The organism is Aquabacterium sp. (assembly GCF_041915145.1).
Classification (GTDB): domain Bacteria; phylum Pseudomonadota; class Gammaproteobacteria; order Burkholderiales; family Burkholderiaceae_C; genus Aquabacterium.
This window is the reverse complement of sequence record NZ_JAYSBZ010000077.1, coordinates 1-13,372: the sequence shown is the minus strand read 5'-3', so window position 1 is coordinate 13,372 and position 13,372 is coordinate 1. Positions and strand designations below refer to the sequence as shown.

Genomic DNA, 13,372 nt, shown 5'->3' with positions numbered 1-13,372 from the left:
GCGCCCAGCAATCCACCGAGATCGAATGGGCCGACCCGCAAGGGCGCCAACACGTCTGCCAGGCGCGGTTCATTCCGGAGATCGATTCGCGCGGCCTGGTCGAAGGCGTGCTGGTCGTGGCACGCGACATCACCGAGCATCGCCACGCCGAAGAATGGCTGCGCAAGCGCGAGCATGAATTCCGCGTGCTGGTCGATCACACCCCCGACACCGTGGCGCGCTACGACCGCGATTGCCGGCGCACCTACGTCAACGCCACGCTGGCGCGACTGGCCAACAGCACGCCGGACGCCCTGCTCGGCCACAAGCCGTCCGACTACCTCGACAACACGCAAAGCCGCGCCTATGAAGCCGCGCTGCGCGAGGCCTTCGCCACCGGCGAGGAGCGCGAATTCCTCTACGGCTGGCAGACCGCCGCGGGCGAGCCCGCGACGATCCAGATGCGGATCGTGCCTGAACGCGACAGCGCCGGCAATGTGGTGAGCGTGCTGGCCGTCGGGCGCGACATCACCGCGCTCGAAGCCACCCAGCGGCGTCTCGAAGACGCGCAACGCATCGCCAAGGTCTGCCACTGGGAATGGGACTACGCCACCAACCAGTCGAGCGTGAGCGCCACCGGCCGCGAGGCGCTGGGCCTGATCGGCTACGACAGCCTGTCTTTCGAGCAATTCCTGATGCTGATCCCGCTCGACCAGCGAACGGGCGTCGCCAACGGGTTTCACGACGCGCTGAAGCAGCGGCTGCCCGAGATCCGCTTCGAGCACAGTCTGCAACTGCCCGACGGCACGGTCAGCGAGGTGCACAACTGGGTGCGCTTTGAATACGACGCCAATGGCCGAGCCAAGCGTGCGCTGGGCGTGACGCAAGACGTCACCTCCATCAAGACCCTGCAAAGGCAGACGCACCAGCTCGCGTTTTACGACCCGCTCACCGAGCTGCCCAATCGCGCGCTGCTCCACGACCGGCTCAAGCACGCCATCACCGAGGCCGCCAGACGCGGCACCAGCGTCGGCCTGGTGCTGCTCGACGTGGACGGCTTTCAAAAGATCAACGACTCGCTGGGCCACGCCTCGGGCGACGCCCTGCTCAAGATCGTGGCCGAGCGGCTGGCCCAGGCCTTGCGCGACTACGACACCGTGGCCCGCCTCGGCGGCGACGAATTCGCCATCATCGCCCCCCAGATCCGCCAAGCCAGCGATCTGAGCGTGGTCGCGGCCCGGATCAAGAAAGTCTTCGAGTTGCCCATTCCCCTGAACGGCAACGAGCTGGTCATCACCGTGAGCGCCGGCGCCGCCATGTATCCGCCCGATGGCGCCGACGTCGACGAGCTGATGGCCCACGCCGACGCCGCCATGAATCACGCCAAGGTGCAGGGCCGCGACAACGTCCAGTTCTACTCGCGCGAGCTGACCGACTCCGCGCTCGAGCGGCTGAAAACTGAAACCGATCTGCGCAAGGGCATCGAGCGCGACGAACTGGAACTGTTCTACCAGCCCAAGATCGACCTGGGCAGCGGCCAGATCATGGGAGCCGAAGCGCTGATGCGCTGGCGCCACCCCGAGCGCGGCCTGGTGCCGCCAGACCGCTTCATACCGGTCGCCGAAGACACCGGGCTGATCATCGAAATGGGCAAGTGGGCGCTGCGCACGGCCTGCCTGGCGGCCGTCGAATGGAACAGCGGCACGTCGCCCGCGCCGCTGAAGATCGCCGTCAACCTGTCGCCGCGGCAGTTCTACCAGGGAGACCTGGTCAAGACCGTGCTCGACAGCCTGCAGGAAACCGGTTGCGCGCCGGCCTGGATCGAGCTCGAGATCACCGAAGGCCTGCTGCTCAACGACCACTCGGACATCCGCAAGACCCTCGGCCAGCTCCACGACGCCGGCCTCAGCATCGCGATCGACGACTTCGGCACCGGCTACTCGGCCCTGAGCTATCTCACGCGCTTCCCGATCGACACGCTCAAGATCGACCGCTCGTTCGTGCGCGATCTCACCACCAACCCCGACAGCGCGGCCCTGGCGCAAGCCATCGTCACCCTGGGCTACGCGCTGCGCATGGAACTCGTCGCAGAAGGCGTCGAAACCGAGGCGCAACGCGATCACCTCGCCAAATGGGGTTGCCAGATGGCCCAGGGCTACCTGTTCGGCAAGCCCACGCCGGCCGCTGAATTCGTCGCCCTGCTCGCCACCTGGGATCCACAGGGGGCCCGCACCGCCAACCCCTGACCCGGGCAAACAGACCCTCCCTCCTGAGAGGGCAAGGCAAACCCCTGGTCATCCATTACGATCCGGAGCTTGCGCGCTCGACCGCGCCAGGCCGCCCGAGCCTTTTGTGCCGACTGCGGCGGCCCCCTTCCATCGCACACACCGCTCAACACTTCCCTGAGCCCAAAGGAACGCCCATGAAGGTCCTGCTCATCGACGACCATCCGCTGATCCTGTCCGCACTCAAGAGCGTGATCCTCGGCCTGGGCGACAACGTCACCGTGACAGGGGTGTCCAACGCCAACGCGGCACGCGACACGCTCAAGGCGTCCCCCAACTTCGATCTCGTCCTGCTCGACCTGCAGCTGGGCGACACCAACGGCTTCGATCTGCTGGCCGAAATGCGCACCGCCTACCCGGCCCTGCCTGTCGTGGTCATCTCGGCCTCCGATCGCACGAGCGACGTGATCCGTTCCATCGACATGGGCGCCATGGGCTTCGTGCCCAAGCGTTCCAGCAACGAAGTGCTGTTCGAGGCACTGCAGCAAGTCATGTCGGGCGGCGTGTACGTGCCCCCGATGAGCATGGGCAGCGATTTTTCGCCCGCGCCCGCGCCCGAACCGGCTCCACCGCTGCGCTCGGTGGGCATGCAAGCCCAGCAAGGCGGCTTCCAGACCACGCCGCACCTGGCTTCGCTCGGTCTCACGCCACGCCAGACCGACGTCCTCGCCCTGCTGTTGCAAGGTCAACCCAACAAGCTGATTGCCCGCGAACTGGGCTTGTCCGTCGAAACCGTCAAGGACCACGTGGCCGCCGTGCTGCGCGCGTTGAGCGTGAGCTCGCGCACCCAGGCCGTGCTGGCTGTCAGCCAGATGCTGCAGAACAACGGCGGATTCTCGGCCTGGCGGCCGGGCCAACGCTGATACCGGCTGACCGCGCCAGTATGATGCGCGGGCTCAACCCGTAGCGCCTGGCAGTCGGCCGCTCCGGATAGCCCCGTTTCAACCGGATTGCGGCAGACCGGCTCCCCGGCAACCTGACCGCTCAGGAACGCCGCGATGCCCACCCCCTCCCTGTTCGCCGACACCCTTCCGATTCGCGCCACCAACGACGACCCCTCGCTGTTGCCCGACCGCGTTCGATCCATCTACGCCCAGACCTGGGTGCCGATGCTCGGGCACTTTCTGGGCATCGTGGTATTCAGCGCCATCATGCGCGATCTGGCGCCGGCTGCCCTGCTCTGGACGTGGTCCGGACTGTTCAGCGTCATCTGGCTGGCGCGCATGGGGCTGCTGTTCCAGTTCCGCCGCGCCAGGCTTGAACGCATCGACCAATACCGTACCTGGCTCAATTACTGGAGCGCCGGCGTCATTGCCAGCGCAGCCATGTGGGGCTTCGCCGAAGTGGCGCTGTATGGCTACGGCACCACCTTCGAGCGCGTGGCCCTGATGCTGATGATCTACACCTACGGCATGGGCGCGGTACCCACCGTGGCGAATCGATCCTGGCTGTTCGCCAGCACCACCGTGCTGTACTTCCTGCCCATCGTCGGCAGCATCGTCGCCCACCCCGAGCCGCATCACCTGGAGCTGGCCGGCATCTGGTTGCTCATGCTGATCGGCACCGTCTCGCTGGGCCGGGCCTTCCGCAATGTGTTCGACGACATGGTGCGCCTCAAGGTGCACACCGAAGAGCTGGCCACGCAGCTGAAGTCCGAAATGGCCGTGGCCGAGACCTCGCAGCGGCAGGCCGAGCTCGCCAGTCGAGCCAAGACGCAGTTCTTCGCTGCCGCCAGCCACGACCTGCGCCAACCCCTGCACGCCATGGGCCTGTTTGCCGAGGCGCTGCGCCAGCGCAGCAAAGACGAAGAGGTCGTGCACCTCGTCAACAGCATCAACAGCTCGGTCGATGCCCTCGAAGGTCTGTTCAGCGAGTTGCTCGACATCACCAAGATCGACACCGGCGGCGTCGAACCCGAGCCCGAGCACTTCTCGATCGGCGATCTGTTTGCCCGCATGCGGCTGCACTTCGAGCCCACGGCGTTCGAGAAGGGTTTGTCGCTGCGCTTCCACGGCGAGCAGCACTTCGCCCATGCCGACCCGATGCTGGTGGAGCGCATCGTGCGCAACCTGGTGTCCAACGCCATCCGCTACACCGAGGACGGCGGCATCCTGGTGAGCTGCCGCCGGCGCGGCAACCGCCTGTGCCTGCAGGTGTGGGACAGCGGCATCGGCATCACCGAAAAAGAGCAGGCCCGGATCTTTGAAGAGTTCTACCAGGTGCAAAGCGCACGCCCGCTGCAGCCGCATCATCGCAAGGGCCTGGGGCTGGGCCTGGCCATCGTCAAGCGTCTGGCCGATCTGATGGAGGCCCCGCTGACCCTGCGCTCTCGCGTCAACCATGGCACCGTCTTCACGCTGATGCTGCCCGTTGGCAAGGCACCGCGCTGGAGCGGCAGCGCCCTGCCCACCAGCAGCAAGGGCCCCATTGGCCTGACGCTGGATCGCCGCTTCATTGTCGTCGTCGAAGACGAACCCGCCGTGCTCGAAGGCCTGAGCGTGCTGCTCAAGGGTTGGGGTGCCACGGTGGCGGCGTTCGACACCGTCGGGCACGTCGAAACCTGGGCGGCCAGTGCCGACACCAAGCCCGATCTGCTGATCGTCGACTACCGCCTGCCCGAGCAGCGCACCGGCATCGACGCCATCAAGGCGGTGCGCGAACGTTTGGGCAACGACATCCCGGCCATCATCGTCACCGGCAGCAGCATGATTGGCCATGAGGAAGAGGCCCGCAAGCACAACTTCCACATCCTGCTCAAACCGGTGGTGCCCAACAAGCTGCGCGCGCTGATCGCGTTCAAGCTGGGCGTGCGCGGCAACACGTAAGCCGCGCCCCGCTATCAAGCCTGGCTCAAGCGGCGCACAGCGCCTGCTTGGCAGCCAGATATTCGGCCTTCAAGCGAGCCACCAGTTCGGCCGTCGGCACCACCCGCTTGACCGCACCGATGCCCTGCCCGCAACCCCAGATGTCCTTCCAGGCCTTGGCCGCGTCGCCGCCAAAATTCATCTTGCTCGCATCGCTTTGCGCCAGATTGGCCGGGTCGAGACCCGCGTTCACGATGGAGCCGCGCAGATAGTTGCCGTGCACGCCGGTGAAGAGATTCGAGTAGACGATGTCCTGGCTGCTCGACTCGACGATCATCTGCTTGTAGCCCTCAACCGCACGAGCCTCCTCGGTCGCGATGAAGGCCGAGCCGATGTAGGCGAAGTCCGCGCCCATGGCCTGCGCGGCCAGCACGGCACGGCCGGTGGCGATCGAGCCCGACAACGCCAAGGGGCCGTCGAACCACTCGCGGATCTCTTGAATCAGCGCGAACGGGCTGGTGGTGCCGGCATGGCCACCCGCGCCCGCCGCGACCGCGATCAGGCCATCCGCGCCCTTGTCAATCGCCTTGTGGGCAAAGGTGTTGTTGATCACGTCGTGCAGCACCACGCCGCCATAGCTGTGCACGGCCTCGTTCACATCGGCGCGCGCACCCAGCGAGGTGATGACGATGGGCACCTTGTACTTCACGCACATCGCGAGGTCGTGCTCCAGGCGGTCGTTGCTCTTGTGCACGATCTGGTTGATGGCGAACGGCGCGGCCGGCTTGTCGGGGTGAGCCTGGTTGTAGGCCGCCAGTGTTTCGGTGATCTCGATCAACCACTCTTCGAGCTGCTCGGCCGGACGCGCGTTGAGAGCGGGCATCGAGCCCACCACACCGGCCTTGCACTGCTCGATCACCAGCTTGGGCGTGCTGATGATGAACATCGGCGACGCGATGATGGGCAGCGGCAGGTTTTGCAGAACTTGGGGCAAAGGCATGTCGTCTCCAGAAAAAAAGAAGGCCCCTGGTTCGCAGGGGCCCTTCGGATCAATCAGCTGTGAAGCAAGGCTTTCAACTGATCAGCCAGCTCAGAACGCGTCGAGCGCCAAGCCGCTCACGCTGTCACCACCCTCGACGATGGTGTCGCGCAAGCCCGGCACCTTGGTCAGGATGTGATCGGCGTAGAAGCGAGCCGTGGCAATCTTGGCCTGCATGAAGTCGACGTCTTCGCCTGCAGCGGCCTTGTCTTCAGCCACCAGCAGGGCGCGACCCAGCTGCCATCCGGCGACCAGATTGCCCGCCAGCATCAGGTAAGGCACGCTACCCGCGAACACCGCATTGGGGCTGGCCTTGGTGTTGCCAGCAACGAAGTCGACCACCTGCAAGAAGGCTTCGCGACCAGCCTTCAGGCGCTTGGCAACCGTGCGAGCAGCCACGCTGTCGCGCTTGCCCAGTTCGGCTTCGGTCGCTTCGATCTGCTTGGCAACCGCCTTGGCCACGGTGCCACCGTCGCGGGACGTCTTGCGGCCCACGAGGTCGTTGGCCTGGATGGCCGTCGTGCCTTCGTAGATGGTCAGGATCTTCGCGTCGCGGTAGTATTGCGCCGCGCCGGTTTCTTCGATGAAGCCCATGCCGCCGTGCACTTGCACGCCCAGCGAGGTCACTTCGAGACTCATCTCGGTGCTGAAGCCCTTGACCAGCGGCACCATGAATTCATAGAAGGCAGCGTTTTGCTTGCGCACGTCAGCGTCGGGGTGGTGGTGCGCAGCGTCATACGTTGCAGCGGCCGTCAGAGCCATCGCGCGGCAACCTTCGACGTGGGCGCGCATCGTCAGCAGCATGCGCTTCACATCGGGGTGATGAATGATCGGACCCGAGCCCGGCAGCGAGCCATCAACCGGGCGCGACTGCACACGGTCGCGAGCGTAGGCCACGGCATGCTGGTAAGCGCGGTCGGCGATCGCCACGCCTTGCACACCCACGCCAAAGCGGGCCGCGTTCATCATGATGAACATGTATTCGAGGCCGCGGTTCTCTTGGCCCACCAGGTAGCCGATGGCACCGGCACCCACTTCGCCCTTGTCGTCGCCGAAGACCAGCACCGTGGTGGGGCTGGCCTTGATGCCCAGCTTGTGTTCGATGGACGCGCAATACACGTCGTTGCGCTTGCCCAGCGAACCGTCGTCGCCCACCAGGAACTTCGGCACCACGAACAGGCTGATGCCCTTCACGCCTTCGGGCGCATCGGGCGTGCGAGCCAGCACGAGGTGGACGATGTTCTCGGCCATGTCGTGTTCGCCGTAGGTGATGAAGATCTTCTGGCCGCTGATGCGGTAGGTGCCGTCGCCTTGCGAAACTGCCTTGGTACGCACGAGCGCCAGATCGGAGCCGGCTTGCGGCTCGGTCAGGTTCATCGAACCCGTCCAGGTGCCTTCGATCATCTTGGGCAGGTACTTCGCCTTCAGCTCGTCGCTACCAGCGGTGAGCAGGGCTTCAGCCGCGCCGTCGGTCAGCAGCGGGCACAGTGCAAAGCTCATGTTGGCCGCGTTGACCATTTCGAGGCAAGCTGCACCAATGGTCTTGGGCAGGCCCTGGCCGCCAAACTCGACCGGGTGTTGCAGACCTTGCCAGCCGCCTTCGCCGAACAGCTTGAACGCCTCTTTGAAACCGGGGGCGGTCGTCACTTTGCCGTTGTTCCAGCTGCCCGGGTTCTTGTCGCCTTCAAAGTTCAGCGGCGCCAGAACGCCCTCGCAGAACTTGGCCGATTCTTCGAGCACGGCTTGAGCAGTTTCGTAGCCTGCTTCTTCAAAGCCGGGGATCTTGGCCACGTCTTCGATACCAGCCAGTTCCTTCATGCAAAACAGCATGTCTTTGACGGGGGCGCGATAGGTCATTTAATTCTCCGTAAACGAAATCAGGGCGCCCACGACCGAAGCCGTGGGCGCCCTGTTGATGAGCTTCACCGCAGTGAAGTCATGTCCTCAAAAAATCACAGTGCCTTGACCAGCTCGGGCACGGCCGCGAACAGGTCGGCTTCGAGGCCGAAGTCGGCCACTTGGAAGATCGGGGCTTCGGGATCCTTGTTGATGGCCACGATGACCTTCGAATCCTTCATGCCGGCCAAGTGCTGGATGGCACCCGAGATACCGCAAGCCACGTAGAGCTGCGGAGCCACGATCTTGCCGGTCTGGCCCACTTGCCAGTCGTTGGGGGCATAGCCAGCATCCACGGCAGCGCGCGAAGCACCGAGAGCAGCACCCAGCTTGTCGGCCAGCGGAGTCAGCACTTCGTTGAACTTCTCGCTCGAACCCAGCGCGCGGCCACCCGACACGATGATCTTGGCGGCAGTCAGCTCGGGGCGGTCGCTCTTGGTGACTTCACGGCCCACGAAGCTCGACTTGCCGCTGTCAGCCACGGCAGCCAGGTTTTCAACGGCGCCCGAACCACCGGTGGCGGCGGCAGCGTCGAAACCGGTCGTACGCACGGTGATGACCTTGACGGCATCAGCCGATTGCACGGTGGCGATGGCGTTACCGGCGTAGATCGGACGCTCGAACGTGTCGGCGCTCACGACCTTGGTGATTTCGGAGAGCTGGGCCACGTCGAGCTTGGCAGCCACGCGGGGAGCCACGTTCTTGCCGTAGGCGGTCGCGGGGAAGACGATGTGCGAGTAGCTCGAAGCGACAGCCAGAACTTGAGCAGCCACGTTTTCAGCCAGGCCGTCAGCAAAGGCAGCGCCGTCAGCCAGCAGCACCTTGCTCACGCCAGCCACTTGAGCGGCGGCAGCGGCAGCAGCGGCGGCGCCGTTGCCAGCGACCAGAACGTGCACGTCACCACCAGCGGCCTTGGCAGCGGTGATGGTGTTGAGGGTGGCGCCCTTCAGCGAGGCGTTGTCGTGTTCAGCAATGACGAGTGCGGTCATGTTCGGTCTCTCCTCAGATCACTTTGGCGTCGTTCTTCAGCTTGCCCACCAGGGTTGCCACGTCGGCCACCTTGATACCAGCGCTGCGCTTGGGCGGCTCAGAGACCTTCAGGGTCTTGATGCGGGGGGTCACGTCCACGCCCAGGTCAGCCGGCTTGACGGTGTCGAGCGGCTTCTTCTTGGCCTTCATGATGTTCGGCAGCGTGACGTAGCGGGGCTCGTTCAGGCGCAGGTCGGTCGTGATCACGGCCGGCAGCGACAGCTTCACGGTCTCCAAGCCGCCGTCCACTTCGCGGGTCACGGACACGGCGCCACCAGCCACTTCAACCTTCGAGGCGAAGGTGGCTTGCGGCAGGTCAGCCAGCGCAGCCAGCATCTGGCCGGTCTGGTTGCAGTCGTCGTCGATGGCTTGCTTGCCCAGGATGATCAGCTCGGGCTTTTCTTTGTCGACCAGGGCCTTGAGCACCTTGGCCACGGCCAGCGGCTGCAGGTCGGCATCGGTTTCGACGAGGATGCCGCGGTCGGCACCAATGGCCATCGCGGTACGCAGGGTTTCTTGGCACTGAGCGACCCCCACCGACACGGCGATGATCTCGGTCACGATGCCCTTCTCTTTCAGACGAGTCGCCTCTTCGACGGCGATTTCGTCGAACGGGTTCATGCTCATCTTGACGTTGGCGATGTCTACGCCCGTGCCATCGGACTTGACGCGGACCTTCACGTTGTAGTCCACGACACGCTTGACCGGAACCAGTGCCTTCATGCGATGTTCTCCTGCGAATAGGCTAGTGAATTAAAATAGCACGACCGTTCGATTCTAATGGTTCTTCCGGGGTCTGCACGCGTTTTCTGAACCGACAACGCAAATTTTCCCCCTCACCTGCGTGGCTCTTGGCACCCGACAAGCTTCACGCCGACGAGCGGGCGGGCGCCACCCCGCCCCTGCTAGACTGCCTGCTCTCCGCGCTCCCGCGCCCGCCCGCCCCGCGCCTTGCAAGCCGCCTCGCCGACAACCCCTCAGCCGTCGCCCCCCGATGCCTCCAACTTGGCATCGGTGCGGATCGGCGTGTTCGACTCGGGTGTGGGCGGGCTATCGATCTTGCGGTCATTGCGACAGCACCTGCCGACGGCACACCTGATCTACGTGGCGGACTCGGCTTACGCGCCCTACGGCGAGCGCAGCCAGGCCGAGGTGGTCGAGCGAACCGAGAAGATCAGCACCTTCTTGCGCAGCCAAGGCGCTCAGGTACTGGTGATCGCCTGCAACACCGCCACCGCGGCCGCCGTGCACCACCTGCGACAGGCCCACCCCGACTGGCCCATCGTGGGGGTGGAGCCCGGGCTCAAGCCGGCCGTGCAGCTCACTCGCAACGGCCGCATCGGGGTGATGGCCACGACCGGCACGCTGCGCAGCGAGAAATTCCAGCGCCTGATGGCGCGGCATGGCAACGAGGTGTTCGTGCACCTGCAAGCCTGCCCCGGCCTGGCCCACGCCATCGAGGGCGGCAACCTGCAGTCGCCCGATCTGCAAGCCCTGATCGACCGCTACGGCGCCGCCCTGAGAGAGCAGAACGTCGACACGGTGGTGCTGGGCTGCACCCACTATCCTTTCGTGCGAGCGCAATTGCAAACCGCCCTGGGTGCCGGCGTGCAGATCATCGACACCGCCGAACCGGTTGCACGACAGACCGTGCGTCTGGTCGAATCATTGCGCGAGGCTGGCCGACTCGAATCTGGCAAGCCGCTACACGCCGCCACCGATCTCTGGACGACCGGCAACCTCGACACCCTGCGTTCCATCGCGCGAGTGTGGCTCGATTTCGATTGCGCCACGCACGCGTTGACGCTGACCTAGCGCACCCGAGCCACGGTCACGGCCGGCGCCAGACAGATCAACTACCCCCGCTACGACGGTCTTATCCGCGATTCGGCATCGGCCACCCTGACTAGCATGAAGCTCTGCTCACCATGCGCCATGCACCGTGATGCCCGCTGCTTCGACCAACGCCACCGAAGATCGGCACGACGACCGGGCATCACGCTTGGCTGGCGTTGTTTGAGTGTCTCTCGCTGGAGAACAAGCATGCGAATAAACGAACCCGTCACGAACCGCGAATATGCCGTCGAGCCCGATCGCCCGCTGATGTCGGTCACGGACGACAAAGGCCGCATCACCTACTGCAATCCCGCCTTCGTGGCGGTCAGTGGGTTTTCGGAGGCCGAATTGCTGGGGCAAGCGCACAACATCGTCCGGCACCCGGACATGCCGGCGGAAGCGTTTCGCGACATGTGGGACACCATCCGTTCGGGGCGATCGTGGCGTGGCCTGGTCAAGAATCGGCGCAAGAACGGCGATCACTACTGGGTGTGGGCCAATGCCTCGCCGCTTTACGACGGGTCGCGCATCGTTGGATACGTGTCGGTTCGCACGGCGCCAGACGCCGCGTCGATTCGGCAAGCCGAAGCCTTGTACGCGCGCATGAACGCGCAGGCTCAAGCTGGCCGGCGCACCATCGGGCTGCGCGCGGGCCGCGTCGCACGGGTCGATCTTCCGGGTCGCATCCTGCGCCGGCTGCTCCCGAACACAACCGGGCAGATTTTTTTGACGACCCTCGCCTGCACGACCACCAGCGCCGCGGCTGCAGCGCTGCACCCCACTGCCGGCGCCGTGGCTGTATTGCTCAGCGCCGCCGCGTGCGCCTGGGCCGTGGCGCGCACCACGGTATGGCCGCTGCGCCGCGTGGCCAGCGAAGCCAACCGACTCGCCTCGGGCGACCTGACTGTCGATATCGCCACTGATGCGAGTGGCCTGCCAGGCGAGTTGCAACGCGCGCTCTCCCAGCTCACCTTCAGCCTGCGAACCGTGGTGCATGACACCCGGACCGAAGTCAAAACCCTTACGGGCGCCATCGCCGAAATCGCCACCGGCAATCAGGATCTTTCGGCACGAACCGAGTCGCAGGCCAGCAATCTGCAGCAAACCGCGGCGTCCATGGAGCAGATCAGCGGCACGGCACGTCAAACCAACGATTCGGCCAACCGAGGCGCGAAAACCTCGCAGGAGATGGCCGGAATCGCGCAAGCCAGCCAAGAGGCCGTGGGGCGAGTCGCCGACGCGATGAACTCGATCAACGCATCGGCTCACAAGATGAGCGAGATCATCCACGTGATCGAAGGCGTGGCCTTCCAGACGAACATCCTCGCGCTCAATGCCGCCGTCGAAGCCGCGCGAGCTGGCGATGCGGGTCGAGGCTTTGCCGTCGTGGCAGCCGAAGTACGCACGCTCGCCCAGCGCACGGCGACCGCGGCGCGAGAAATCAAGCAGTTGATCGATGAATCGACCGAGCGCGTGGCCGCCGGCAACAATGAGACAAACCAGGCAGCCCATCGCATGACCGAAGCGGTGTCCGCCGTTCATAACGTGACGGGCCTGCTGAGCGAGATCGCCACCGCGGCGAACGAGCAACAAGCGGGCGTGGCGCAAATATCCGATGCCGTTTCGCACATGGACTCGATCACCCAGCAAAACGCTGCCATGGTCGAACAGCTGGCCGCCTCTGCCGGCGCGCTGCGCGATCAGGTCTGCCATGTCACGCGAACCATGCGACTGCTTCGGCTCAACGGTGCCGAGCGATCCCTCGCCGAAGAAGACGCCACGTCTTTGCGCCGGCAAGCCAAGGCGTCCGCCACCAACCTCGCCGACAGCGAAGCGTTCGATTTCTCGGAAGCCGTGGCCGCGCACTCGGCATGGAAAACCAAACTGCGCAACGCCGTGCTGTCAGGCGAGCAGCTCGATGCCGCCACCATTTCGCGCGACGACTGCTGCCCCCTGGGCAAGTGGCTGCACGGCAGCGGGCGAGCCTGGAGCCACAAGCCTTCTTTCGTGGAGCTCGTCAGCCGCCATCAGACCTTCCACTCCGAAGCGGGCAGTGTCGCGAAACTCATCAACGAGGGGCAGTCTCAACGCGCCGCCGCCATGCTGGAAGGCGGCACGCCCTACGCTCATGCCACGCAAGCCGTGATCATTGCCTTGCGAAACTTGAAGTCGGACGTCGAAGCCGCATCCCCCCGATCGACATCGGCGAAGTCAGCCAGCCAACCGCCGACAGAAACCACCCAAACCGACAGCTGGGAGACGTTCTGACCAGCGCGCGAACGCCCGCCGTTCACGCGTCCGGCGCGGACTCTGGCCTGGGAAGGCGATTCTTGAAGCGCCGCGAGGCGTCGTACGGAAACACATCGTGCACATGGCCGGCGAGGATGCGTTCCTTGTGCGACTGCCAGAAGGCCGCGTCGAGCAGATCGGCATGGTGTTTCATGAACACCTCGCGAACCTGCGGGTTGCCCAGCAGGAACGGGCCGAACGTCTCGGGGAACACA

At 65.0% G+C, this 13,372-nt stretch carries 10 protein-coding genes; 5 read left to right on the top strand and 5 right to left on the bottom strand.

Annotated elements, in window-relative coordinates; all coding sequences use genetic code 11:
- From ACE3SS_RS12830 to ACE3SS_RS12820, 3 genes are all read left to right on the top strand, one after another.
- On the top strand, positions 1-2,225 hold a 2,225-nt coding region (locus ACE3SS_RS12830), incomplete at its 5' end, for an EAL domain-containing protein (protein ID WP_374594531.1).
- A gap of 176 nt (positions 2,226-2,401) precedes the next feature.
- Complete coding sequence (locus tag ACE3SS_RS12825) at positions 2,402-3,127, top strand: response regulator (RefSeq protein ID WP_374594529.1); 726 nt, start codon at positions 2,402-2,404, stop codon at positions 3,125-3,127.
- A 135-nt stretch (positions 3,128-3,262) separates the two neighbouring features.
- Positions 3,263-5,089 (top strand): ATP-binding protein, encoded by a 1,827-nt coding sequence (locus ACE3SS_RS12820; protein WP_374594527.1) that lies wholly within the window; start codon positions 3,263-3,265, stop codon positions 5,087-5,089.
- A gap of 25 nt (positions 5,090-5,114) precedes the next feature.
- On the opposite strand, the gene ACE3SS_RS12815 is transcribed toward ACE3SS_RS12820, so the two are convergent.
- The 4 genes from ACE3SS_RS12815 to ACE3SS_RS12800 form a co-directional block, all read right to left on the bottom strand.
- Complete coding sequence (locus tag ACE3SS_RS12815; RefSeq protein WP_374594525.1) at positions 5,115-6,068, bottom strand: NAD(P)H-dependent flavin oxidoreductase; 954 nt, start codon at positions 6,066-6,068, stop codon at positions 5,115-5,117.
- Between the two features lie 90 nt (positions 6,069-6,158).
- On the bottom strand, positions 6,159-7,964 hold the full coding sequence (locus tag ACE3SS_RS12810) for an acyl-CoA dehydrogenase (RefSeq protein WP_374594523.1): 1,806 nt from the start codon (positions 7,962-7,964) through the stop codon (positions 6,159-6,161).
- Positions 7,965-8,059: 95 nt separating this feature from the next.
- Positions 8,060-8,992 (bottom strand): electron transfer flavoprotein subunit alpha/FixB family protein, encoded by a 933-nt coding sequence (locus ACE3SS_RS12805; protein ID WP_374594521.1) that lies wholly within the window; start codon positions 8,990-8,992, stop codon positions 8,060-8,062.
- A 13-nt stretch (positions 8,993-9,005) separates the two neighbouring features.
- Positions 9,006-9,755, bottom strand: coding sequence for an electron transfer flavoprotein subunit beta/FixA family protein (locus ACE3SS_RS12800; RefSeq protein ID WP_374594519.1), 750 nt, complete (start codon positions 9,753-9,755; stop codon positions 9,006-9,008).
- 228 nt (positions 9,756-9,983) lie between these two features.
- Here ACE3SS_RS12800 and murI point away from each other — a divergent pair, with 228 nt between their 5' ends.
- Positions 9,984-10,847 (top strand): glutamate racemase, encoded by an 864-nt coding sequence (murI, locus tag ACE3SS_RS12795; RefSeq protein ID WP_374594517.1) that lies wholly within the window; start codon positions 9,984-9,986, stop codon positions 10,845-10,847.
- Positions 10,848-11,075: 228 nt separating this feature from the next.
- Positions 11,076-13,136 (top strand): methyl-accepting chemotaxis protein, encoded by a 2,061-nt coding sequence (locus tag ACE3SS_RS12790; protein WP_374594515.1) that lies wholly within the window; start codon positions 11,076-11,078, stop codon positions 13,134-13,136.
- A gap of 22 nt (positions 13,137-13,158) precedes the next feature.
- On the opposite strand, the gene ACE3SS_RS12785 is transcribed toward ACE3SS_RS12790, so the two are convergent.
- A partial coding sequence (locus ACE3SS_RS12785; RefSeq protein WP_374594513.1) for an isocitrate dehydrogenase kinase/phosphatase-domain containing protein occupies positions 13,159-13,372 on the bottom strand: 214 nt, incomplete at its 5' end.